This is a genomic window from Desulfosporosinus hippei DSM 8344, from assembly GCF_900100785.1.
GTDB classification, from domain to species: domain Bacteria; phylum Bacillota; class Desulfitobacteriia; order Desulfitobacteriales; family Desulfitobacteriaceae; genus Desulfosporosinus; species Desulfosporosinus hippei.
In genome coordinates, this window is the sequence record NZ_FNCP01000007.1 from 24,754 (window position 1) to 47,623 (window position 22,870).

The window sequence follows — 22,870 nt, forward strand, 5'->3', positions numbered from 1 at the left end:
AGTAGAGCAAGTATTCTCATGTTAGTTAATTATTAATTGCTTTGTTCGTAAGTTCCCCATACTTGGGGTTGTTTGTCGAACACCATGCACTTTCCAAGGGCCCAGACAGCTTCAACCTCAAGGTCATTATTTAAAACTACTAGGTCTGCATCATAGCCAACGCGAATCATCCCTTTATTCTTTAGACAAAGTATATTTGCTACATTCGCTGTAATTGTTGGTAAGGCGACGTCTAAAGGAAGGCCTTCTAAAACCGCCGTCCTTATATCGCGCCATAGAACTTCTACTGATCCTACTCCCATGCCTATAAGCGCCCCTGCGTCGTTATAACGAGGCATACTTCCATTACCGTCAGATGTTACAGTGACTCGATCATTGAGCAAATGGCGCTCATGCAGCATTCTCAAAACAGCAGGCACTCGGAGGTCAACAGAAAAATCGTCACACCCTGCCGTCAGATCAATATTTCCTCCAGCTAAGAGAAATTGAATCCCTTGATCTAATAAAGTGGGGGTCCTATTAATATGAGTTGGAACAAATTGAGTGATAGGAATATCTGTATGCTCCAGTATCGTCCATATTGGCTTTAAGCCTTGTTTTCCCTCTCCCAGATGTATATGTACAACTCCAGCCTTGCCACCCAGCATGCCGCCCACTCGGGCCTCTGCAGCTAACTGTTGGAGTTGGCTGATTTGAGGTTGAGCTGAGCGATGATCCGAAATAGCAATTTCGCCTGCTCCTATAACCTTTGAAATCAATACTAAATCTTGTTCCAGGCTTGGCAATAAAGTTCTCATCGGCACATGATAAGCCCCACTATAGATATAGGTGCTTACCCCCTCTTCCTGGAGGGCATTCGCCTTCACCAACAGTTCAGCGATAGAACGTGATATGGAATCAGTACCCAGACAACCTACGACTGTAGTAGTTCCTGCACGGGAAAGCTGCGAAAGCTGGATTGCAGGAGTACGGGAGGCAGGCCCCGCTTCTCCTCCTCCTCCGCATATATGTACATGGGCATCAATAAAACCTGGCACTAATGCTTTTCCTTGAAGGTCTATCACTTTTCCATCTACAAAATCGGGAAGGGTTAGATCTTTTCCGATTGCAGCAATACTAGTCCCTACAATTAAGACATCAGTTTCCGCTGAAACGTTAGGACAATAGAGCTTAGCGTTTTTAAAGAGTTTCCACAAATTAATACCCCCTCCCAAGAGGTATAGTGCCCCAATGTTAGATTGATATTCCATAGGAATTAACATTCATTAACATTTTCTTCATAATATGTTAAATTCCTTTGCTCCAGAGAGGTTCTCTAAAAAAAAACCTAAGCATTTCTTTTTTTCTCTAAGCATAGTCATATATATAACTCAGATTTGGGAGGGTCATATGGCGAGAAGGACTTTTGTCTACGGTGCTGCTATTCTTTTAGGAGCCAACTTATTTAACCGCCTGTTGGGCTTCGCTTACCAATATTTGATAATGACTAATATTGGTGGGGAAGTCTATGGTTTATTTAATATGGTTTTTCCTATTTACATGCTTGCTCTTGTTATTACTACTGCAGGTATTCCTTTAGGAATTGCTAAAATGGTTTCTGAGGAAGTTTCCCTTGGTCGTCTCTCCAACGCTCAATCCATTTTACGACTATCTCTTGTGCTGCTCAGTTTTTCTGGGGCTATTGTTTCAATTGTTCTCTATTTCCTTTCTCCTTATCTTGCAACAAGAATATTTTCTGATTCAAGAGTAATTAATGCTTTTCTTATCTGTACTCCCGCGATTTTTATTGTATCGATTTCCTCAGTCTTTCGAGGCTACTTTCAAGGCTTACAGAACATGGTTCCAACAGCTGTGAGCCAGATTTTCGAACAAATTATTCGCGTAGCAATTGGTTATACAACAGCATTGCGACTATTACAAAATAGTGTAGAGTGGGCAGCCGCAGGTTTGGCATTAGGGATGCTTGCCGGCGAATTAGTCGGATTGCTTTCTATCGTTTTCCAATATCAACGATCAAAATCAAAAGTTTCACAGGATAACTCATCGCCAACCTATTCATCTCGCGAAATATTAAAGAGCCTCTGGAAATTAGCTTACCCAGTAACCCTTGGCCGATTGCTTGCTACAGGCTTATCTTCCCTAGACGCGATTATTATTCCTCTCAGACTTCAAGCAGCCGGATATTCTGCCCGTGAAGCAGTAACCTTATTCGGCCAGCTTGGCGGATCAGCCTTTACGTTATTGACCTTTCCGAGTGTTTTTACCTTTGCCTTAGCAACCTCACTAGTACCTGCCATATCAGAAGCCGCAACAAGACGGCAGCTCAATGTTGTGCGCGCTCGCAGCGCTGAAGCTATTCGCTTGACAATCCTTATTGGCATTCCTTGTCTAATTATTTTGTTCTATTTTTCTCATCCACTTACTTCGTTTTTTAAAAGTTCAGCGATTGCACCAATTCTACAGATCTTAGCCTTAGGGGGAATATGCTCCTATATACAGCAAACCACAACGGGAATTCTCCAAGGATTAGGGAAGGTTCAGCTCCCCGTCATGCATTCAATCGTTGCAGCGATTATTCGCATCCCGGCATTAATCTACCTGACAGGTCTTCCCCAATGGGGCTTGCGCGGGACGGCTTGGACTTATGTACTTGGTTACTTTATTATGGCCGTTCTTAATCTTTTGGCTATTTCAAGGTATACGGGAATGCCTTTAGACCTTCAACGTTTTGTTCTCCAACCAATTTTTGCAGGAGTAGGAATGCTTCTTGTATTTCAATTCTTAGATCCATTTTTCAGGGGGAATGTAATAGGATATCCTTTGGAATTTCTGGTTGGAATAGTGGTCTATGGTATAATTTTGCTCTTTAATGGCGGGGTTTCCTTTAACGATCTAAGGCGACTTCCCTGGATAGGCAAATATCTACCTCTCTAGATATTTCACTTCCACCAACGAGTGATTTGAGTTCCCCATTGCCAATATGTCAAAACAAATATCACTAAAAGGGCTAATAAGGCAAAGATCTTATAAATAAAGTATACTTTGATGACCGTTAAAAACACCATACCAAGTCCTAATAGAGCAGGTATAGCTAATAGTTTAAGAACTGATTTAGAATGACAGTTATCCTTCTGTTTGAGTCCCGGATAGGAAAAAATGAATATAAACAGCACAAAGTAGAAAATAAATGTTCCAATTATCATTAAAGCTTCCTCCATTAGTAAAAACGAATTGTGTAACCATTATTTATGTACAATAAACTTCTCAACATCTGTTAATACTAATATCGAGTTAAGATTTGAGAGGAGATGTAAAATATGAGTCGTAGAAATAATAAAAATAGCGGAATTCTACCGGAAGCAGTCTTAGATCAATTTAAATGGGAAGTTGCCGAAGAATTAGGTTTAAGCAATAAGATAAAAAGTCAAGGATGGGAAAATATGACTTCAAGAGAGTGTGGTCATGTAGGAGGCAGAATTGGTGGGAGTATGGTCAAAACTATGATTCGAAGAGCTAAAGAATCTCTCAATAACAATCCATAAAATAAATTTATAAAAGAATAAATAATGAAGCTGTAAATGGTTAAAGGAGTACAGAGAAGATCTGTACTCCTTTATTATACCCTTTTGAAGAGGAAAGAGTTAATGGGTAAATAATTTTTTCCAAGACTCAAGACTCTTAAAATCTGTCAGATCGCTATGCATTGGGCTGATAGAAATATAGTTATCTTGAATCGCTCTTAGATCAGTATCCTCTTCAAGATCTCTTATTCTTTCCCCACACTGCCAATAGTAAGTTCTTCCTCGAGGATCAATCCTGCGTTCAAAGACATTATCATATACAGTTTTTCCCAGTCTGGTTACTTTTAAGCCCTGCCACTCAGACGAGGGTTTACCGGGAAAATTAATATTCATTAAACCTGCCCTATTACTCTGAACTAGGGAATCTAAGTGTTGGGCGATATAGATAGCAGAGGGCCCAAAATCTACGAACTCAAAGCTTGCTACAGAAACTGCGATTGATGGAACTCCCAAAATCACCCCTTCCATAGCTGACGATACTGTTCCAGAATAAAAAATATCTGTTCCTAAATTTGATCCTTGGTTGATACCTGAGATCAACAGATCTGGTTTAGGAATAATCCCACCCTGAATAGCAAGCTTAACACAATCAGAAGGAGTTCCACTAATTGCATACCCTTTTTCATTGCGCTCAAGATCGTATTCCGTTATAAACAAGGGATGAAACAAGGTTATGGAGTGTCCTGTAGCCGAACGCTGACCTTCTGGAGCAACGATAGAGATTTGATGCTCAGTATGGGCGCGTAGTTTGCGATACAATGATTGAATACCATCGGCATGATATCCATCATCATTAGTCAGTAATATATGCATATGGTCCTCCCGGTCACTCAACTTCATAAACAGAAATAACCATTTTATCTTCTTTTTTTGTTAAGCCAAACATTAGACGATATCCTTTAAGGTTTTTATTAAGAAAATCTACTACTTTATAGAGCTCCCCATTGACCCCCAAGCGTTGTGAGGCAATCAGTTCAATTTTGCCTTGACGATCAGACGGGTTAATATTGTCATTCACCCAAAATTACCTCTTTCTTAGTATCTGTGTCCCTGAATTAATGAAAATGCTTCTGATCTCGTGATGGGGTTTGTCTTAAATATTCCTCGCACAGCAGAGGTTAAGGTTTGTGATCCTGCTTTCTTAACCCCTCTCATAGTCATACACATATGCTCAGCTTCAATGACAACTAAAACACCTAGTGGAGAGAGTTTAGCCACAATAGCATCCGCAATGTCCGAGGTCAACCGCTCTTGCAATTGCGGCCTGCGGGCAAATCCTTCAACCACACGGGCGAATTTTGACAATCCTGTAATTTTTCCTTTTCTCGGGATGTAAGCGACATGAGCCTTGCCATAGAATGGCACTAAATGATGTTCGCACATTGAATAAACAGGTATATCCTTGACAATTACCATCTCTTCATGTTCTTCAGAAAACTGCACATTTAAATGGTGACTCGGATCTTCATGTAATCCGCTAAAAACTTCTGCATACATTCTCGCTACACGCTTCGGTGTATCCTTAAGCCCTTCCCGATCAGGATCTTCTCCTATGGCTTCTAGGATCATTTGAACAGCTTGCTCAATCTTATCTAAATCCATCCCCATACTTTTTTCTCCTTTTCTCTATGTGATAGTTTTTCACTATAGTTGTCCCATAAAAACATGTGTTTGAGGAATAACCCTCACGTTTCTTAGTTTTTGAAGAAAAAAACTTTGCCAGCTTAGAAGTTGATAGGGTTTTGGAGTTACTATTCCACGTGTTGCTGTTACAGGCTGCAAAATTGTTTGGATTAACGGATCAACCTCCGCGATTAGGTCTCGAGCGTACTCTAGATCTACAAGCCCAGTATCTTCTTGAACAACGATTTTAACAAAGACCTCTTTTTGAAGACTTAAGCGCAAAAAAGATTTATGAAGATCCCATAAATTATCATCATTAGAAGGCAGCTTAATATCCATACTTATTATATCAACCCAAGGCATAACTTGTAGGAGTTGCTCAGGCAAAGTCCCGTTGGTTTCAAGGTATATCTTGATACCTTTCTCTTTCAACAAAGGTAGTAATTCACTCAATTCACGAGCCCACAAAAGAGGCTCACCACCAGTTACACTAATCGAATGATGAAGAGAAAAATTATACTTCTGAAGTAACTGTGATAACGTATCAATGGAAATTGGATTTTTAATAACACTAAACTCCCCCGAGCCCGGGTCTCTTTCCTGGCGAAGTTCTTGGAGGGTTGTCGTTACAGTATCACAGTAAGGACACCTTAGATTACAGCCCGGCAAGCGAAGAAAAACTTGTCTAACTCCGACATAAGGGCCCTCACCTTGTATTGAAGAGAACACCTCGGTTACTGGCAACTTTAACATTTCAAAACAAACCTCTCTTACCACTGAACAACGTTTTAATCTTCTCTAAAAATGGCCCAGGTATCAGGAGACTCAAATACTTTAACCCAAGCTAAGCGCTTCTCCTGAAGTGACAAGGCCTCCTTGAATTCTAAAAACAAGTAACGAGCCAAGTTCTCGGCAGTTGGATTAACTCCACTAGCACCAAAGGGAGTTAAGTCGTTTAATAAACAATGATCAAGTAATTTTACTTCTTTTCGTATTGCTTGCTTAATTTCTTTGAAATCGATCAACATTCCTAAATGGTCTAACTTTTCACCTGATATACAAACCTCAATATCCCAACGATGACCATGTAAGTTAGAACAATCCCCGTCATAATCTCGAATATAATGAGCTGCATCAAAGTGCGCTCGAACACATACCTGAAACATTTAGTACTCCTTATTAGACAAATTACATTTTATTTTACCATTATTATTGACAAAAGAAAATGAAATATCAAAAAATCAATCCTTTACTATTATTTAATACTTCTACTGAAAAAGTAAATAGAACACCCACTTATCCAGTGAGTGTTCTATCTTCTGTTTAGAAGAAAAATTTTGCTCTTTCTCTTTTAGGCAAGTTTTAATGCCTTATTAAAGCAATCAATTGCAACATCGGACTGATCAATTTGGTCATAAATATTTCCCAGCAGGGCCCAACCCGCAGAATGGTTGGGGTCAATATCTAGTAATTTATTGATCAGTTCAATACTCTCTTGCCAATTCCCTTTTCGAGTCAGGCAAACACTTAAATTGTAGAGAATCAAAGGATGATCAGGTGTCAGCTCTAATGCTTCTCGATAATACTCAGCAGCTTTCCGGGTACGACCCTGATGAACCAATGTAAAAGCAAGATTATTAAGCAAAATCGGATCCTTTGGGTAAATGTTTTTGGCCTGCTCCAACAATACTAATGCTTCTTGGGAACGTCCAAGGTTTTGATAAACAGCTGCTAAATTACTTAAACTGTCATAATGATCCGGTTCATATTTCAAAGTATATTTATAGTACTGAATCCCTTTTTTGATCTCACCATCTTGAATGTAACAATAGGCTAATCTAGCCGCTAAATCAGGGGTTCCTCCATAGCGAAGTGCCTTCTCGTAACTACTGCAGGCATCTTTCAGTTGTTCTAAAAGCAAATGCATTTCAGCCTTCATTTCCCAATACAAGAATTCTCGGGGGCGAAGTTGACAACACCCTTGAAAACATCTTAAAGCTTCATGATACTCTTCATGAAAAGCATAAATCATTCCTAAACGATAATTTGTTTCTGCGTTTTGAGGGGCAGCCCTCATTGAATTATCTAGGGCTTTAATGGCATCGCGCCAATCTCCCAGCTCTAGATTACAATCAGCAAGTAAATCCCAATACTTAGCAATCTGTGGTTTTACCTTAATTGCTTGCTCAATCTTTTCTTTGGCCTGGGGCAGTAAAGCTTGTCCAATATAACACTTTGCGAGAAGATAATTAATTTCTGCTAATTCTTCATCAGAGTTAATTACCAGTTGTTCTAAGTATTCTCTAGCCTCTTGTAGTGCTTGAATCTCAATTAAATAACCTACTTCTTTTAACCGAGGCTTAGAAGACTCCCGATTTAATAGATCCACCCATTTCTGAATTGCATCATCAGTTTTCCCTAAGCTATGATGCCATCTGGCTTGGAGAAAATTCCACAAATATGAATTTTGAAGAGAGGGCCTTTGTTGCTTGTTATTAGAGGCTATAGGTAGAGCCATCGTTTTCTCTCCTTTTTACTTATTTTTCCATATTTAGGTTCTCCTTTCACATTGTTTTCCCCTTTAATTTAGAACAAGAATCGAACGTCAAATGCCAATCAAATACGCGGTAATTCGCAATATCATCTTCCTTAACTTAGCAAACTCGTCACTATCTGAGGATTCTAACTTCTGTTCTTTAATATATTGCATAACCTTCTCTTACAATAAAAAAATGAGAGGTGCATTTAATGCCCCTCTCCACATTCATTACAATATCCATAAAACTTTAAATCATGGTCCAAGATCTTAAATTGGTTACGCTTAATAATCACAGCTTCCAGTGACTCCAATAAATCATCATCGAATTCTGATACATTTCCACAACCTAAGCAAATCAGATGGTGGTGATGATGATGTTCATCTTTCCGGCTAAACTCATACCTACTTCGCCCATCGCCGAAATCATTTTTAAGCAGAATTCCTATTTCCGCTAATATGTCTAAGGTGCGATAAACAGTTGCTAGTCCAATCTCAGGATTTTGGGTTTTTACTAACATGTATACCTCTTCAGCACTCAAATGTCTATCAACGTGTTCTAGAAATGTCTGTAAAATTGTTTGACGCTGAGGGGTTAACTTATAGGAGCGGTTGCGTAACAAATTGCAAATGCTTTCGAAAGTTTTTACTTCCTCCATTCCCAGCCCTCCTCATACCTATTATATGGTAATAAAAATCCTTTGCAAGGGATTTTCTTGCAAATTATCGGTTAAACACCTCAAAGATTGCAAATTTTAGATAATCTGTTTCTTCGCTGCCCAGTAATACTGGGTGATCTAAACCCGCACGTTTGAATTCTACAAGTCGTAAAACTTTATGTGCATCTGCTGCAGCCTCTTGGAGCATAGTAAAAAATCTAGCCGAACTCAAATGATATGAACAGGATGCTGTTATCAAAATCCCTTGGTTTCGTACTAATTTCATTCCTTGGAGATTTATTTCTTTATATCCTCGTACTGCCCCTTCAATTGATTGACGGTTTTTGGCAAAAGCAGGTGGGTCTAAGATTACAATATCCCATTTTCTTTTCGCATTTACCTGTTCTCGTAAATAATCAAAGGCATTGGCAGCAATGAATTCTGTTCGATGTAAGAATCCGTTAAGTAAAGCATTCCCTCTTGCCATTTCAATGGCCTTGTCCGAAATATCCACACAGGTCACTTTTTTTGCTCCATAGAGACAGGAATGTAACATAAATGAGCCGGTATGAGAAAAACAATCTAATACCTCAGCACCATCCCAAAAGGGATTTTTGATTACTTTCCCATTCTGATCTACAGGAAGACCTTCTTCGTTAAGTTCTATACCGTTTTTAACTCCCCATCCCTTAATCAGAGGTTTTAAAGCCGCTCTATTTTCCCTCTGATCGAAGAAATATCCAGTTTTTTGTCCTTCGGCGACATCTACTGAAATCTTTATTCCATTTTCTATAACTGTTGCCTTAGTATCAAACGGCTTATTAACAAAACCTTCCCGTAATTCAAGTCCCTCGAGTTTCCTGACTGGGACATCACTTCGTTCATAAATTCCACGTGGCTTAAAGATCTTCGTTAAGGCATCATAGACCCATTGCCGCCGGGTTTCTATCCCTAAAGAAAGTATTTGTACTACCAGAATATCATCGTATTTATCAATAATTAACCCAGGCAGAAAATCAGCTTCGCCATGAACAACTCGACAGGATTTAGCTTCCGGAACCAACCACTGTCGCCGCTTCCATGCTTGCTCAATCTTCTGATGAAACATTTCCTGATCTATTTCTTGCTCCTCCGAGTAACTAACAACTCGAATAATAAGTTGAGACCGTGGATTATAGAACCCCTGGGCCAAAAAATGTCCTACATGATTTACAATATGTACAACATCCCCACCTTTTGGATCCCCTTCTATCTTTTCAATTTCACCAGGGAAAACCCAAGGATGACCATGTTCAAGCCGCCTTTTGCGATTTTTTTTAAGATACGCCTTCGGAACCGACAATATACTCCCTCACTTTCAATCTACCCTATAATGTGACATTGGCATCCTTCAAAATATACCTCGAAAATGAAAGAAAAGAAAGGCTTTGCTTTCTTTTCTTTCATTTTAGCCCAGAATTCTAATACCATCCGCGATACGGATAAGGATATGGCGGATACGGATACGGATATTGATACGGAACATAACGGGGCGCTGCTGTAAAACTACCTAAACCAAAACCCAGAGCAAAGGGAATAAGTCCAAAGAACATAAGAACAACTCCTTTTTGAATAGTCTAACTCTATCCAGTATATGGTAAATATGCCTTTTGGGTCACTATATCTAATTTCGCCAAATAGTTTATAAAAAAGTACTGGCCCACACTCACTTAAAGTGAGAATGAACCAGTGCCGATGCGCTATGAAAAATGAAGAGCGCAGGGAAATTGATCAATAACTATGAGAGTCGATCTCGAAGAAGATCGACAATTTCATCGGCGCTTCTGCCTGAAGCTTTGATCACAGGCATTTTTTCAGACCATTCACTGGCCAAAATATCCGTTCCATCTCCCTTAACCACAGCCGCCCTAACATTCTTAAAGGGCTGACCTTCTAAAGGAGTTGTTTTAAAACCAGCATTATGAAGAGCCTGAATAACATTTCCCAGACCATCTTCAACAGCAATCGTTGTATACATTTTCTCACCCTCCTCCAAATTATCTTTATAATTCCCAAATAGAATTTAACTATTCATAGCTTTTTCTTAAAAATCATACATTTCTTTGAACCATATTTGGTAATCTATCGATAATAATTCGTGTTGGATCTGTATTCTCGGAGATGGGTCGGAAAACATTGCTTCTACTGAGCAACTTATTAACCCCTGGGTTTCGATGGTCAAATGAATGTGATTTCTCTGTGGGGGCGTTCTCTGTAAAACAATTGAGTACTTACCACTGATGTGTTGAATCCCTTTTAGTTCCAGTTTCCTCGGAAGCTTAGACATTGGCAAGAACTCATCTGTTAGTACTTCAAAGGATTGATCGCTTTCCAGTCTAATACGAGTTAAGTACGGTTCCCGGGAATAGTTTAACTTTAGAGTGATATCCAAAATTCGCTGGCCATTTTTAGTTGTTTCGACCATGGCAGCCTCCATGTTAATTGGCGGCTTTTCATTGAGTATAGGCACGTAAATACTTTTGGATTCCTGACCACCGAGATCTTGAATTACTTTTGCTGGTAAGGGATCATCTGAATATACATGTACCTTTCCCTCACTCTGTCCTGACCATTCCTCCTGAACAACAGCTACCTGTGGATAAGATTTTGTGTAAACAGGAACCATTCCAAGAGCTAAGATTAATAAGGTAATGGCACCTAAAGAAGGCTTACGGACTGCGAATAAAATCTTTTTAAAAAGACTTGCCTTGGGAATCCCAATGTGGAAAAGGGACAGAAAGAAAGGAACCAGCAGAACACTGTAAATTACTAAAAAAACCAGAAAATAATTATGAATTGCTTGATAAAAACTGATCCATTGGTGGGAATTAAAAAGCCCCCAGTGCATCGAAATAAGGAAATATGGGCCTATTAGTACTAAGATAATGTTGGGTAATAAAAACTGAAGGTTCATACACAATAACCAAAATACAAATGGAAATGCTAAGTCAATACGTGTAAGTGCTAAGATCAAACTAATCCCTAAAAGTAAGCTCACCCCGATAACCCAGTATAGCTGAGGATCTCGAACAATAGGCAGTTTATGTAAGTAACCGGCAATTAGCAGAAAAACCGCCAGAGCAATACCCAGTCGAGCTATTACAAAGATCAAAGGATAGGCAACATATAGAAGTTTCACCTCTTTAACTAGTCCCCACAGTACCTCACCAATTCCGCTTGTAATAACCACAATAACACTAAGTACTAGAGTAACTCCTATTATCGCCAATACTTTTTGCCAAGCATTCTTTTGCCTTTTATGATTCTTATAAATTTTAATCAATAGTAATAACGTTAACAAGAATGTTAAGATTGTAATAATTCGTATTCCATAGGAGGGGACAATAATTACATGTTTTCCTAACTGAAATGGCAGATAGAATTCATCCCATTCATGGGGCCCTATAGTGTCCATCCCCACTGTAGTCAATAACCGATAGCTGAAGTCTCCGACTTTCTGGAATTCCTCCAAGGATACTTGATCAAGACGATCTTCCGGTCGATGGAAATACCCTTCTGGTCTACCATAGATACCTAGACCAACTGCAGGAATGTTTTGATCTAAAAACGGACTGTAATCACTTGTTCCTCCTTGGGAACTCTCACGAGTCATGATTATCGAATCTCGACTAAGATGAAAAGGAATATCGCTTTCGCCTGCCAAGGCTACTACTTGCTTGATTAAATCCGGTGGGGTCGATTTTTTACCGGCAACATCAAATTCCAGAGGACTTCCAACCATATCTATATTAAGCATCCAACGAACCGCGGATAAATCTGCTTGGGATGTATAGAACTGAGAACCAACAAGACCATACTCTTCAGCTCCGAAGAAGACAAGTTGGTAGGTTTCTTCGTGGGACTCCTGACTAAGCACCCTGGCAAGTTCCAATAAAACACCAACACCCGAAGCATTGTCCACTGCACCAGGAGCATTTACAGTTGCCGAGTCGTAATGTGCCCCGACAATGATTGTATCGGGTCGTTTTCCAGGCAATTCAGCGATAATATTCTGACTGCTAATCAGTTCCACTTGTTGTTCCCTTTGCAGCACAGAAGCTTCTCGTACAACAATTTTACTAAAGGGCTGCTCGCGTACCTTCCATCCATTTTGTCTTAGAACATAATTAATATATTGAGCGGCCTTTAATTCTGACTTGCTACCTGCTGGTCGTGGTCCAATTTTTTGTACTAGATGCTTTGTATGTTCATACGCATTATCTGCTGAAAACCCAGATATTGAATTCTTTAGAACCGAAATCGAATCAGTTTTTGAAGAAACCGACCACGAAAAAGCAGATAATCCTAACGCTAGTATTAAGATAATTATTATTAATCTGTATTTTTTCATAGTTCATGCCCCTTCGAACTTCAAACTCACCTTGCCAATTCTTATGAAAAACTTCTTACGGTTATGCCTACAATGGTTTTATCCAATAAGAGGTCTATGGTATAATGTAGTCATAATATTTTCCAGGGAGAAGTATGCGCATGTCAAAGAGGAATTCCATCATTTCGATTTTCCTTCTACTAACCTTCAACATTCTATTTATAAGCGGATGTACAATTAAAGTACCTGACCTTTTCCCTGAAGAAATAGCAATATCCGACCTGCCAGCTGAAGCGTTATTTATTGACAAAGACTCCATTTATAATCAGACAGTCAGACTTATCGAATCAGCTCAATCATCAATCTATGTAGAGCAGGCAGTTTTTGATGACCCAAATCTCATCCAACTGCTCATAGCTAAGTCAAGTTCTGGTGTCGATGTACGTATTCTTTTAGATCAGTGGCAAAAGGCCAATCGAACTACCTTGGATCAATTGAAAAGCCAAAATGTCTCAGTTCAGTTTTACCCAGCCCAAAAAGGCCAGATTAATCACACTAAATACCTCATTATTGACCATAGGCGAGCTCTCATCTACGGCCCTACCTGGACTGCTGAAGGCTTTCAAGCACACGATCTTGCGGTTGAATTAAATGGAAGATCTGCATGGAAAGCAGCGACACTGTTTTCGAAAGATTGGGCATTCACTACAACCTTGCCCTTAGATGTCTCAAAAACATCCTCACTTCCAGAAGATAATATTATCTTGGCAACCAATGCTAACGTCCGGCAGCAACTTCTTGATCATATTTCTTCCAGCACAAAATCCATTTGGATCGAGACTACTGAAGTTACGGAGCCTGACCTTAAGCAAGCATTGATAGACGCCGCAGCTAAAGGATGTGACGTACGTCTTATTCTTGATCGTACATTGACTACTAAAACCCCAGTTACTCTGGAGGAATTGTCATTGAGCGGAGTTAAAATACGTTATTACCCCAGTCAAAGTCAGCTAGGGCTAAACTTAGCACTATTTGATAGTACGGCATTTGTGTTAAGCAGTTCTGGTTGGACACGTTATTCCTTTCTTGCTAACCATGAATTTTCTATTACCGTTCCTTCCCCGGTCGCCACTAACAAACTAGTCACTATGTTTAATATGGATTGGGAAAAAAGCTCCGAGTAGAAATTTCGGGACTAAAAATCTAAGGGCAGGCGCTTCGGCGCCTGCCCTTAGATTTTTTAGTTAAGTAACTTATCTACTCTAAACCATCTAAATGTTGACAATCTCCAATAACTAAGGGGATCCATTGATCTCCTTCAACTTCTAAGATATTAAGTGCAGTATTATGTTGCCATGGTGTTTTAGCCCATTCATGAACCTTAAAACCCATTGCTTTGGTCACAATAAGTTTTAAGGTTAATCCATGGGTCACCAGACATACTGTTTCGCCCTGATGTATTTGAATAATCTGCTGTAAGTAATTCCAGGCTCTGTCCGTCACAAGCTCCATGTTCTCTCCGCCAGGTGTTGTTACCAGATGTGGCTCTGAGTCCCATATCTTAAAGATATCAGGATTCCTATCCCTTAACTCTTGCCAAATGCAACCTTCCCAATCCCCAAAGGAAAACTCGCGCAAAGCTGGATCCGATAATATTTTTTCAAGTCCAATTCCCTTTCGAATCTCTTCAGCAGTGTTAATTGCACGAAGAGAATCACTTGTATAAATATGATTAATTCCCTCGTCCTTTAACCTCAGAGCTAAAGATCTCGCTTGAAGTATTCCTTTTTCAGTGAGGGGAGAATCTAAGCTGCCTTGAACTCGTCCTTCTATGTTCCATAAGGTTTGTCCATGTCGCGTTAGGATTATCCTTGTCATAACTACAACCCCTTATAAGCTTCCAGTATAAATCTCCTGACAAAATAAGTCAGTCTTCAATCTGATATGAAAAGGGCAGGGATTATTTCCCTACCCTTCCCCCAACTTGCCGTAAGACTCCAGGTTTCTGACCCTGCTCTCGCAGGTGGGTGCTTAGTTCGAACTTTCCAACTTCCCTTCCTCAAAGAGGGCTTGTTGTAATTATCCGACATTTAGCTCCCTTGTCACATAATAGGATCAAAACCATGGTAGTCTATACGCACCAGCTAGGATATGTACATATTATAACACTACTGGGCAAAAAAATCTCTAGCAAATCCTTGGAAATTAACGTTTACGTATTTTGTCTTCAACTTCAGCTAGACGATCTTGAAGTAAGGCTATGGCCATCTCTTGATTACGAACTCGACGCTTCAGATGATCTACCAGTAACGATAATTCACCTACTTCCTCCGTCATAGATTCGAGTGCTCCTCCATGCCGAGGAATTTCTTCGTCACCGGAATGACTGATATCTTCGGATACTGTTGGTGCAGTGCTCGGTGGATTTTCCTCAATATCTTGGGTTGCTAATAAATAGCGAAAACGAGCGTATCTTGAATTTCGTCCCGACTGAACTTCAATCACTCCGTCTTCAGCCAAAGCCTGAATAGCTCGCTTTAAAGTTACACTTGCCGCTCCAGTTTCTCGTTGAATATCAGAATATGCTAATTCAAATTCCTTTCCTTGATACATACTAGAAATCTTCTCGAAAAATTCGACAAATTTTCGATGAGTTTTTTCTTTTAATCTCAATGCAAGTCCATCCTTCCATAACGAGAGTAACACAACTTAAAAATCATTTTTATTATATCAAATTTATGGAAAAAAGCTATACTGAATATTGTTAATATTTAATTTTAATTGAACTATTAACTATAATATTTATTTATCACTCTACCTAACTTCCACTTGTACAATTACAAATTAGAAGTAGCCAGATTAATAATTTCTACAATCTATTCGGAACAATTATTTATCACCATAAAGTTTTTGGATTACCTCGTCAGACAATCCAAAGGTATGCTCATCTGAGGGAAAAAGGTTTGACTTTACTTCTTCTCCGTATTGCTTTATTGCTAGTACACTTGCAGCTCTTAGTTCCGCATATTGTTTTACAAATTTAGGAGTAAACCGTTTGAAAAGCCCTAAGATATCATGAAAGACAAGAACTTGTCCATCACATTCTGCACCGGCGCCAATACCTATAGTCGGTATTTTTAACTCTTGGGAGATTTGTGCAGCAACTTGCCTTGGTATCGCTTCAAGTACAATCATAAAAGCACCTGCCCGCTCTATTGCCGAACCATCTTCGAGTAGCCGAGTTGCACTTTCCAGGTCACGACCTTGAACTTTAAACCCGCCTAGCTGTGTGGCTGTCTGAGGGGTCAAACCAATATGTCCAACAACTGGAATTCCAGCACGAGTAAGAGTTTCAACGATTGGTTCGATATCTACTCCTCCCTCTAGCTTAACAGCATCAGCACCGCCTTCTTTTATTAGACGGCCAGCATTTAGAATCGCTAGGTCTACCGTGGCGTAGCTCATAAAAGGCATATCAGCAACGACAAAGGTCTGCGGAGCTCCCCTGCGAACTGCTTTAGTATGATGCAGCATTTCTTCCATAGTGACTGGAACAGTCGAATCATACCCTAAAACAACCATCCCCAAAGAATCACCCACAAGAATTATATCGACAGCCGCTTCTTCAACCAACTGCGCCGAAGGATAATCATAGGCTGTCAACATACTAATTTTCTCACCGATTTCTTTCATTTTTTCAAAATCCGGAATGGTTTTTCTCATAGTGCTTACCTCCCTATATTTATAAATTTGATGTTAAAACAATTTTTCAGTCATACCCTGCATGACTCCGGCATAGGTAGTTATTAAATAGCTTTCAATAATCAGGCCTTGCCTCTGTCTAGATATACAAAAGGAGGGATAAAAGCCCATGTCAAAATCCTTTCAAATCAGCTTAGTTTTAAAAGGTATTCTTATAGCCTCGATTTTAGCAATGGTATTCTCTCTCGTTTTTGGTATTCTACTCTCCTTCACATCTCTTCCAGAATCCAATTTGATAATCAACATTATTTTTGGGGCAAGCGTCTTTATTTCAGCCTTTATCACAGCCTACCAAGCAGGCACTAGGGGTTTGTACTACGGAATATCTGTTGGAGTGGGATTTATTCTTTTGGTATTGATCATTTCCTCCGTTTTCTGGTCCGACACCCCAGTATGGCTCAAAATAGCTGAGAAGGCTATTGTGGCACTTCTCACAGGTGGGATTGGTGGAATCATTGGAGTTCTGTTCCCTCAATCGTAGTTTACTATTTAAAACTTGTCTTGCGAGAAGAGGGAAATCTCATAGTGAGATTTCCCTCTTCTCTATTGTTTATAATTTTCTACTTATATTCAAAAATTCCTGCCGGATACCCAGAACAATTTCGCTACTAACTTTTCATTTTAACCTTAAGGATATACAATTAGTATGTTAAGAATTGTTTGTTTAGGAGGAAAAGCCATGTGCATCGAAAAAACACCTTGGGAACAAGTCATAGAATTCCATGGACATACCTGTGCCGAAATAGCTTTAGGCTATAGAGTAGCCCAAATTGCTAATCGAGAATTAGGAGTTTCCGAGATATTCGAGCCACTGATTAAAGTTACTGCCTATACCCATTCCTGTGCACTCGATGCTTTTCAAATTATAAACCGAGCTACCTATGGGCGAAACTATCTATTTGTTGTAGAACAGAATATTCATAGTTATGTTTTTCAGACTAATGATCGTGCTGAAAAGTTACAGATCACCGTAAACTCAGAAATAATTGAGAAAATAACTGAGGATGTAGTATCCTTAAGCAGCCGTGAACGCCAGGCTAAGACCATAGAAGCGATAAAGATAATTCTTGGGACTGAAGAGGCACAGTTCTGCGAAATAAAACACAAAGCCTAATCCCAAATAATTTATTTATAATAGAATTAGTCCTTAGGGACTTCCACTTTCTTATCCTTCCATATCCTCCAAGCTAATAGCAGTAGAGCAATAAATACAGCCGCCATACTACTCCATTGTGCAGCTGTCCAGTTAAACAAAAACCTAGGACTATCTCCTCTCAAGCCTTCCAGGAAAAATCTAGCAAGGTTATACAAAACCATATATAACAAGAATATCATACCTGAAGGCCATTTTCTTAGTTTTAAAATAACAAGCAAGGCAAAAATAATGATGTCAACTTGCCCTTCCCACACTTCGGCAGGCCAGAGGGGTTGGTCTCCGAAGGTGTCTCGCGCAATCGTGCCAATAGGATAAAGAATCCCAAAATCTCCGCCCGTCGGCCCTCCAAAAGCGTCTCCATTCATAAGATTGGCATTTCTGCCAACTGATTGAGCCAATATAAGGCCCGGTGCAGCAATATCTGCTAATTCCCAAAAGGATAGTTTCTTCCGCCAAACATAGATTCCACCAGCTAATAGCGCTCCGGCAACGCCCCCCTGAATAGATAGCCCTCCATGCCAGATGGCGATGATTTCACTGGGATATTGGCGATAATATCCCCAGTCGAAAAAAAACACTTGCCAGAAGCGGGCTCCCAAAATACCGGACAGAAGTAAGATCGGCGCTAAATCCATAAATGTGTCTATTAATTCCGGTCGTCCTTCTGCTTTGGCGAAGTATAGCGTAATCCCTACCCCAATGATGAACGCTAAAGCAAAAATTGTCCCATAAGCCCGAATAGGAAAATCACCAATAAAAAACCAATACTGATGCATGACTTCCTCCCTATATTTAACCTAATTATTCAAAAGAAGAACCTACCCTCACGTAAAAAGTGGGGGTTTAGTTATGAAGGTTCACCCTTCTGCGCTTTATATTATAGCTTGTAGACGGTGTTATCTCAAGTTTCACTGTAATAGCTCAAAAGAAAGAGACAGACTTATTGTTTTCAAGTCTGTCTTTAAGTAATTACAAACTATTTAGTTTAGTGTAAAAAGGATCATATTTATTGGGATTAGGTATCACCGCATCACGTTCAGCTTTCCCAGCTGGTTTCTGAACCCTTTGGAAATAATCTGAATGTTTTTTCTTAGCCGACCCAGCATCAGAATATAATGTAATTACTAAAGCAGCAAATACTATGAGTGCAACTAACCAATAGAATAACATTTCACAACACCTCCATACTCATTTTATGTCCTACAGCGATATTGTCAAGTTATTTTTCTGCGGTTCTGTCAATTATTAACTTTTTCCAGTTTGCCTTTAAACGATCACCAGGATGTAAAACTGTTGTAAACTCTGCTGGCTGCCCATTAACCGTTAGGGTTAAAGTTTCACCTGCACGCACTTCATCAGGAAACTTAACATAGGGCAATAGCTCTGATAGAATCGGTTTTTGTTTGTATCCATTAACTCTTAGCTCCATACCATCTCTAAGCGGCTCAGATTCTGAAACCGGTTGCCCTTGAGATGTAATAATGATTTCTTGAATAGGATATTCCACTACTTCCCCATTGATGTGGAATATCATTGGCTCGGGCTTAAGCTTTAGATCTCCCACTGTAAGTTCCCTCAGTCGAGTCTCTATCGAATCTCCATCCTGTATAGGTCTGTTACCTGCTGCCAAGCAATTATTTACCCAAACCTGGCGGTCTAATTCAAACCTGCGCAGTTCTCCACTAACCTTTATTTCCAAGGTCTCTTTTCGATTTGAATAACATTTTTTTTGCTTTAGTAAATTATCAAGGTCATCATTATTAAGATAGGCTACTTTATATCCATCTAGAATTTGATCTGTTTCACATACTAAATGATCATCAACAAAGATTTGCGGGACATACTTCTCACTTTGCCCATTCCACAAAATCCATTTTGTATCATATAACGGCAAGACATCTTTAAAACAAATCTGAGCATCTTTTCCGGATTCACCAGGGGTAAAGATAATCTCATCTCGCACATTTAAAGATTGATCGAGCTTACTGGGTTTTCCGTTCACGAATAACTGGGCAGGACTTCCCAAGGTTCCCCTTATAACCTGCATTTCGCCATTTAGTTCAAAGGTCAAGGCTGCTCCCGGCTTCCCTAAAAATGAACGCGGCTGTATTCCAGCAGCTAACAAGGCTTCGGCTACCGTTGCTAATTGCAAAGCAAAAATAGGAACTGATGTCCCATTCACTGAGACCGTATAATATTGAAGCCCATTCCCTTCCAAAGCTGCAATTCCAATTCCAATGGGCGTAATGGTTTCCGGCCCCTTTAAAGTTTTCTCACCACTAATTCCAGCTAATCTGTCCCTAACTTGAATCCCAACTCGATTCTGAGGAATTCCTAAAGTCTCTGACAACAGTTCACTGAGTAAAGGGGTTAAACTTCCGCCCCCAATAAGGATAATGGCGTGAGGGACACCGTTATTTAACCTTAAAATCTCATTGGAAATATTTTCGGCAAGTTTTACAACCACTGGCTTAATAATATCCAAAATGTCGGACTGTCCTACAACGACTCTAGCTCCCAAAAAATCCGTAAAGCTTAGTTGTTTTTTCTTCTGCAAATCACGTTTGACCTTTTCTCCAACTTTAAAATCCAACAGATATTGGGTACAGATCTCCTCAGTGACCTCATCCCCGGCCATGGGAACCATCCCATAGGCGAAAAAGGATCCACTTCGAGTCAGCGCAATATCAGCAGTTCCTGCTCCCACATCGACTAAGGCTAGATTAAGACGTCTCATATTCGGGGGGATAGCTGCCTGACCAGCTGCAATCGGTTCTAACGTCAGACTCGTCATTTCCAGACCAACTCTTCCCAGCACTGCCACCAAACCATCGACGACGGTCCGAGGTAAGAAAGTCGCAATTACCGATACCTTCGCAACTCTCCCCCGCTGTCCGACTAGGTTCGCAATTTCCTCTCCCTCATTCCATCTGGCAATCGTATTATACCCTACACAGTGGTAGCTTTGTAATTCTTCATTAGCGGAAGACTGGAGCTGACGCAAAGCTTGATGAACAGCTTCAATTTCTAAAGCTAATACTTTTTCTCTCTCCCAGCGCACCGGCAAGAGTTCCTTTTGTTCAACTACAGCAACTTCTGTCCTAAGAGCACGACCGGCAGCAGCTACAGCAACCTGTTTCAACTTGGTATCTATCTTTTTTTCTAAATGTGTTTTAACCTTGTCAACTGCCCTCGCAACTTCATCCACATCATGGACTTGTCCATCATACATGGCACGTTGACGGTGTTCAGTTTGAGCACTTGCTAATATCTCATAAGTTTGATCTTCATTCTTTATCATTACAAGTCCCATAACCATTCGGGTTCCAATATCCAGCGCAAAAATCGGTTCCAATTGTTTCACCTCTCTATACGTAAATTCGCCCTTATTAGAGCAAAATCCTGCTCGCTATGAGAGTTGATAAGCCTCAACTCGATTCTTCCCCTTACTTTTAGCCAGATATAAGGCATCATCAGCTTGCTTCAGCAAGCTAAGACCTGCTGATTCTAAACCGGAACCATCAACCCCTTCAAGCTGTTCAGTACTCGTCATACCAATGCTTACAGTAAACATAATGTTCCCTTTTCTGCTGATTATTCTAATCTCACTAATTCTTTCTCGAATCTTTTCGGCCACAATCCTTCCTCTTTCCACAGAAGATTCCGGGAGCATGACTAAGAATTCTTCCCCTCCAAATCTAACGGGTAAATCCATTTCTCTAACTGAATCTCTCAGCACTTTGGCCAAGGCTATCAGTGCTTTGTCCCCTTCTAAATGACCAAATTTATCATTAATGTTTTTGAAATTGTCCACATCTAGCATTAACAATGTCGAAGGATGTCCTAATCGGCAAGCTCGATCTAATTCAAGGTTGAATTGTTGCTCAAAATACCGTCGGTTTGCCAGACCTGTTAAGTAGTCTTTTAAGGATAACTTTTCCAGTTCTCTATACTGAACTTTTAAATTCGTGGTCATAATATTAAAATTTTGGATGACTCGTTGGAAATCAGGGTGTCCTTTAAAGTCAATCTGACGATTCAAATCTCCCGCAGCTACCTGCTCTGTGGCTAGGGTAATTTCTTCTAGGGGCTTAATAATTAGTTGAGCAAATATTACGCTGACTAATAACCCTAAAGCTATAACCAGCAGCATTGTCCCAACTGTCATATCCATATTAACTTTGCTCATGGCATAGATATCTTTATGGCTCATTTCGTAGACAACTACCCAGTTATTATTTTTCAATTTACCAAAAGCTGCAGTAATATCTCCCTGCTCTGTAGAAATATCATCAGCGATTGATCCTTTGTCTTCAGAAATATAAGATAAAATTTCCTGATTAGAAATTGCTTTACCGACCATTTCGCGGTTTTCGTGGTAAATTATGATTCCCGCTCCATCGACAACGTATAGATTACCCTGCTTTTTAGCTTGAAATCCTTGAAATAAGGAATTAAAAATATTGCTGCTGTTCCATAAATTAATGCTTAAAGCCAGAACTCCCGTTATTTGGCCATTTTCGGCCACTGTATTACTGGCAAAGATCACCGGGGAAGCGTCGCTGGTACTGGTTTTAATGACATCGGATAAATATGGTTGCTTACTTCTAAGAGGGGCTTGAATATAATCCCGATAACTAATATTGCTCTTTTGCTTTAATTCCAATAGGCCTTGAGGAGATGAATAGAATAATTTTACAATTCCTTCTGTATCAGTCACCACTCCTCCTGTAAAAATTGAACTACTTCTCACAAATACATCCATTGCCTCTCCTGATTCTTTCAATTTTTCAGGCGTAGACAGTTCAATTTTTTGGGATAAAAACACAATGTCATTAAGACTTTTCGATAAATTCCAATCCAGCCTGGATGCTAAAAAATCCACATCATTGAGCATTACCTGATGGTATCGTTCTTTGACAAAATGGGGAGTCAAATAGAAAAGATTAAATGCACCTGGGATCCCTATAGCTAAGATAACTAGTATCCCAATTACCCCTATTAGCTGTTTGAATAATTTACTTTTATAAATAAAGTTCATAAAAGTATCCTCCCAGAAAGGTTATTGCAACTCAATTTTATATCTTGTTCGATCATCTCTAACCTATCCTTATATCCAACAGTCTTGAGTCACTTTAAAAATTATATAACTGCAAAATCATATCATATAATCCAAAGAATCTC

The 22,870-nt window shown here is 39.7% G+C and carries 25 protein-coding genes and 1 other RNA gene; 6 read left to right on the plus strand and 20 right to left on the minus strand.

The window, feature by feature from the left end:
* Positions 1-32 precede the first annotated feature (32 nt).
* On the minus strand, positions 33-1,196 hold the full coding sequence (iadA, locus tag BLS16_RS07675; protein ID WP_092331903.1) for a beta-aspartyl-peptidase: 1,164 nt from the start codon (positions 1,194-1,196) through the stop codon (positions 33-35).
* 193 nt (positions 1,197-1,389) lie between these two features.
* Here iadA and BLS16_RS07680 point away from each other — a divergent pair, with 193 nt between their 5' ends.
* Positions 1,390-2,934, plus strand: a complete 1,545-nt coding sequence (locus BLS16_RS07680) for a putative polysaccharide biosynthesis protein (RefSeq protein ID WP_092331905.1) — start codon at positions 1,390-1,392, stop codon at positions 2,932-2,934.
* 5 nt (positions 2,935-2,939) lie between these two features.
* Here BLS16_RS07680 and BLS16_RS07685 read toward each other — a convergent pair whose 3' ends face one another.
* On the minus strand, positions 2,940-3,203 hold the full coding sequence (locus BLS16_RS07685) for a hypothetical protein (RefSeq protein WP_092331908.1): 264 nt from the start codon (positions 3,201-3,203) through the stop codon (positions 2,940-2,942).
* Between the two features lie 114 nt (positions 3,204-3,317).
* On the opposite strand from BLS16_RS07685, the gene BLS16_RS07690 reads away from it, so the two are divergent.
* Entirely contained in the window at positions 3,318-3,542 is a 225-nt protein-coding gene (locus BLS16_RS07690) for an alpha/beta-type small acid-soluble spore protein (RefSeq protein ID WP_092331910.1), read from the plus strand.
* 99 nt (positions 3,543-3,641) lie between these two features.
* On the opposite strand, the gene surE is transcribed toward BLS16_RS07690, so the two are convergent.
* The 8 genes from surE to BLS16_RS07730 form a co-directional block, all read right to left on the minus strand.
* A complete protein-coding gene (gene surE, locus BLS16_RS07695) occupies positions 3,642-4,394 on the minus strand; it encodes a 5'/3'-nucleotidase SurE (RefSeq protein ID WP_092331913.1) in 753 nt (250 codons plus the stop codon).
* 13 nt (positions 4,395-4,407) lie between these two features.
* Positions 4,408-4,599 carry a YpmA family protein gene (locus BLS16_RS07700; protein ID WP_014903429.1) on the minus strand — a complete coding sequence of 64 codons (192 nt, stop codon included), beginning with the start codon at positions 4,597-4,599 and terminating at the stop codon, positions 4,408-4,410.
* Between the two features lie 17 nt (positions 4,600-4,616).
* A complete protein-coding gene (gene folE, locus BLS16_RS07705) occupies positions 4,617-5,189 on the minus strand; it encodes a GTP cyclohydrolase I FolE (RefSeq protein WP_176786104.1) in 573 nt (190 codons plus the stop codon).
* A 36-nt stretch (positions 5,190-5,225) separates the two neighbouring features.
* On the minus strand, positions 5,226-5,957 hold the full coding sequence (locus BLS16_RS07710; protein ID WP_092331916.1) for a 7-carboxy-7-deazaguanine synthase QueE: 732 nt from the start codon (positions 5,955-5,957) through the stop codon (positions 5,226-5,228).
* Positions 5,958-5,992: 35 nt separating this feature from the next.
* Positions 5,993-6,370 carry a 6-carboxytetrahydropterin synthase QueD gene (queD, locus tag BLS16_RS07715; RefSeq protein WP_092331918.1) on the minus strand — a complete coding sequence of 126 codons (378 nt, stop codon included), beginning with the start codon at positions 6,368-6,370 and terminating at the stop codon, positions 5,993-5,995.
* Between the two features lie 185 nt (positions 6,371-6,555).
* A complete protein-coding gene (locus tag BLS16_RS07720; RefSeq protein ID WP_092331921.1) occupies positions 6,556-7,722 on the minus strand; it encodes a tetratricopeptide repeat protein in 1,167 nt (388 codons plus the stop codon).
* 227 nt (positions 7,723-7,949) lie between these two features.
* Positions 7,950-8,399, minus strand: coding sequence for a Fur family transcriptional regulator (locus tag BLS16_RS07725; RefSeq protein ID WP_014903434.1), 450 nt, complete (start codon positions 8,397-8,399; stop codon positions 7,950-7,952).
* Positions 8,400-8,463: 64 nt separating this feature from the next.
* The gene (locus BLS16_RS07730) at positions 8,464-9,741 is read right to left on the minus strand and encodes a class I SAM-dependent rRNA methyltransferase (RefSeq protein WP_092331924.1); all 1,278 of its coding nucleotides are present in this window, start codon (positions 9,739-9,741) and stop codon (positions 8,464-8,466) included.
* Positions 9,742-9,807: 66 nt separating this feature from the next.
* On the opposite strand from BLS16_RS07730, the gene BLS16_RS24545 reads away from it, so the two are divergent.
* Positions 9,808-9,942, plus strand: a complete 135-nt coding sequence (locus BLS16_RS24545; RefSeq protein WP_282433728.1) for a hypothetical protein — start codon at positions 9,808-9,810, stop codon at positions 9,940-9,942.
* 234 nt (positions 9,943-10,176) lie between these two features.
* On the opposite strand, the gene BLS16_RS07735 is transcribed toward BLS16_RS24545, so the two are convergent.
* Together BLS16_RS07735 and BLS16_RS07740 are read right to left on the minus strand one after the other, a co-directional pair.
* Positions 10,177-10,416: a YkuS family protein gene (locus tag BLS16_RS07735; RefSeq protein ID WP_092331926.1), complete on the minus strand. Its 240-nt coding sequence runs from the start codon at positions 10,414-10,416 to the stop codon at positions 10,177-10,179.
* A 66-nt stretch (positions 10,417-10,482) separates the two neighbouring features.
* A complete protein-coding gene (locus BLS16_RS07740; RefSeq protein WP_092331929.1) occupies positions 10,483-12,789 on the minus strand; it encodes a M28 family metallopeptidase in 2,307 nt (768 codons plus the stop codon).
* A 140-nt stretch (positions 12,790-12,929) separates the two neighbouring features.
* Here BLS16_RS07740 and BLS16_RS07745 point away from each other — a divergent pair, with 140 nt between their 5' ends.
* On the plus strand, positions 12,930-13,952 hold the full coding sequence (locus tag BLS16_RS07745; RefSeq protein ID WP_092331932.1) for a phospholipase D-like domain-containing protein: 1,023 nt from the start codon (positions 12,930-12,932) through the stop codon (positions 13,950-13,952).
* Between the two features lie 73 nt (positions 13,953-14,025).
* Here the strand turns inward: BLS16_RS07745 and BLS16_RS07750 are convergent, their stop codons facing one another.
* From BLS16_RS07750 to panB, 4 genes are all read right to left on the minus strand, one after another.
* Positions 14,026-14,646 (minus strand): histidine phosphatase family protein, encoded by a 621-nt coding sequence (locus tag BLS16_RS07750; protein ID WP_092331934.1) that lies wholly within the window; start codon positions 14,644-14,646, stop codon positions 14,026-14,028.
* A gap of 94 nt (positions 14,647-14,740) precedes the next feature.
* Positions 14,741-14,922, minus strand: a non-coding RNA gene (gene ssrS, locus BLS16_RS07755) — 6S RNA.
* Positions 14,923-14,973: 51 nt separating this feature from the next.
* Positions 14,974-15,441 carry a catalase family protein gene (locus BLS16_RS07760; protein ID WP_092331936.1) on the minus strand — a complete coding sequence of 156 codons (468 nt, stop codon included), beginning with the start codon at positions 15,439-15,441 and terminating at the stop codon, positions 14,974-14,976.
* A 216-nt stretch (positions 15,442-15,657) separates the two neighbouring features.
* Positions 15,658-16,491 carry a 3-methyl-2-oxobutanoate hydroxymethyltransferase gene (panB, locus tag BLS16_RS07765; RefSeq protein WP_092331937.1) on the minus strand — a complete coding sequence of 278 codons (834 nt, stop codon included), beginning with the start codon at positions 16,489-16,491 and terminating at the stop codon, positions 15,658-15,660.
* A gap of 148 nt (positions 16,492-16,639) precedes the next feature.
* Between panB and BLS16_RS07770 the strand changes: the two genes are divergently transcribed.
* Positions 16,640-17,011 carry a TIGR04086 family membrane protein gene (locus tag BLS16_RS07770; RefSeq protein ID WP_092331940.1) on the plus strand — a complete coding sequence of 124 codons (372 nt, stop codon included), beginning with the start codon at positions 16,640-16,642 and terminating at the stop codon, positions 17,009-17,011.
* Positions 17,012-17,209: 198 nt separating this feature from the next.
* Positions 17,210-17,644, plus strand: coding sequence for a formylmethanofuran dehydrogenase subunit E family protein (locus BLS16_RS07775; protein ID WP_092331942.1), 435 nt, complete (start codon positions 17,210-17,212; stop codon positions 17,642-17,644).
* Between the two features lie 26 nt (positions 17,645-17,670).
* Here BLS16_RS07775 and lgt read toward each other — a convergent pair whose 3' ends face one another.
* The 4 genes from lgt to BLS16_RS07795 all read right to left on the minus strand — a co-directional run bounded on the left by lgt (position 17,671) and on the right by BLS16_RS07795 (position 22,727).
* On the minus strand, positions 17,671-18,462 hold the full coding sequence (gene lgt / locus BLS16_RS07780) for a prolipoprotein diacylglyceryl transferase (RefSeq protein ID WP_092331945.1): 792 nt from the start codon (positions 18,460-18,462) through the stop codon (positions 17,671-17,673).
* 193 nt (positions 18,463-18,655) lie between these two features.
* The gene (locus BLS16_RS07785; RefSeq protein WP_014903445.1) at positions 18,656-18,856 is read right to left on the minus strand and encodes a hypothetical protein; all 201 of its coding nucleotides are present in this window, start codon (positions 18,854-18,856) and stop codon (positions 18,656-18,658) included.
* 49 nt (positions 18,857-18,905) lie between these two features.
* Positions 18,906-21,041 (minus strand): cell division protein FtsA, encoded by a 2,136-nt coding sequence (locus BLS16_RS07790; RefSeq protein WP_092331947.1) that lies wholly within the window; start codon positions 21,039-21,041, stop codon positions 18,906-18,908.
* Positions 21,042-21,095: 54 nt separating this feature from the next.
* The gene (locus BLS16_RS07795; protein ID WP_092331950.1) at positions 21,096-22,727 is read right to left on the minus strand and encodes a sensor domain-containing diguanylate cyclase; all 1,632 of its coding nucleotides are present in this window, start codon (positions 22,725-22,727) and stop codon (positions 21,096-21,098) included.
* Positions 22,728-22,870: the final 143 nt, after the last annotated feature.

Bases quoted from the DNA above. Each gene is read 5' to 3' on its own strand.
- BLS16_RS07770 (WP_092331940.1), top strand. From the start codon at position 16,640: ATGTCAAAATCCTTTCAAATCAGCTTAGTTTTAAAAGGTATTCTTATA.
- BLS16_RS07785 (WP_014903445.1), bottom strand. From the start codon at position 18,856: ATGTTATTCTATTGGTTAGTTGCACTCATAGTATTTGCTGCTTTAGTA.
- lgt (WP_092331945.1), bottom strand. From the start codon at position 18,462: ATGCATCAGTATTGGTTTTTTATTGGTGATTTTCCTATTCGGGCTTAT.
- BLS16_RS24545 (WP_282433728.1), top strand. From the start codon at position 9,808: ATGAAAGAAAAGAAAGGCTTTGCTTTCTTTTCTTTCATTTTAGCCCAG.
- folE (WP_176786104.1), bottom strand. From the start codon at position 5,189: ATGGGGATGGATTTAGATAAGATTGAGCAAGCTGTTCAAATGATCCTA.
- queD (WP_092331918.1), bottom strand. From the start codon at position 6,370: ATGTTTCAGGTATGTGTTCGAGCGCACTTTGATGCAGCTCATTATATT.
- BLS16_RS07720 (WP_092331921.1), bottom strand. From the start codon at position 7,722: ATGGCTCTACCTATAGCCTCTAATAACAAGCAACAAAGGCCCTCTCTT.
- BLS16_RS07690 (WP_092331910.1), top strand. From the start codon at position 3,318: ATGAGTCGTAGAAATAATAAAAATAGCGGAATTCTACCGGAAGCAGTC.
- surE (WP_092331913.1), bottom strand. From the start codon at position 4,394: ATGCATATATTACTGACTAATGATGATGGATATCATGCCGATGGTATT.
- BLS16_RS07735 (WP_092331926.1), bottom strand. From the start codon at position 10,416: ATGTATACAACGATTGCTGTTGAAGATGGTCTGGGAAATGTTATTCAG.
- BLS16_RS07710 (WP_092331916.1), bottom strand. From the start codon at position 5,957: ATGTTAAAGTTGCCAGTAACCGAGGTGTTCTCTTCAATACAAGGTGAG.
- panB (WP_092331937.1), bottom strand. From the start codon at position 16,491: ATGAGAAAAACCATTCCGGATTTTGAAAAAATGAAAGAAATCGGTGAG.
- BLS16_RS07680 (WP_092331905.1), top strand. From the start codon at position 1,390: ATGGCGAGAAGGACTTTTGTCTACGGTGCTGCTATTCTTTTAGGAGCC.
- BLS16_RS07740 (WP_092331929.1), bottom strand. From the start codon at position 12,789: ATGAAAAAATACAGATTAATAATAATTATCTTAATACTAGCGTTAGGA.
- BLS16_RS07775 (WP_092331942.1), top strand. From the start codon at position 17,210: ATGTGCATCGAAAAAACACCTTGGGAACAAGTCATAGAATTCCATGGA.
- BLS16_RS07685 (WP_092331908.1), bottom strand. From the start codon at position 3,203: ATGATAATTGGAACATTTATTTTCTACTTTGTGCTGTTTATATTCATT.
- BLS16_RS07745 (WP_092331932.1), top strand. From the start codon at position 12,930: ATGTCAAAGAGGAATTCCATCATTTCGATTTTCCTTCTACTAACCTTC.
- BLS16_RS07725 (WP_014903434.1), bottom strand. From the start codon at position 8,399: ATGGAGGAAGTAAAAACTTTCGAAAGCATTTGCAATTTGTTACGCAAC.
- BLS16_RS07795 (WP_092331950.1), bottom strand. From the start codon at position 22,727: ATGAACTTTATTTATAAAAGTAAATTATTCAAACAGCTAATAGGGGTA.
- BLS16_RS07750 (WP_092331934.1), bottom strand. From the start codon at position 14,646: ATGACAAGGATAATCCTAACGCGACATGGACAAACCTTATGGAACATA.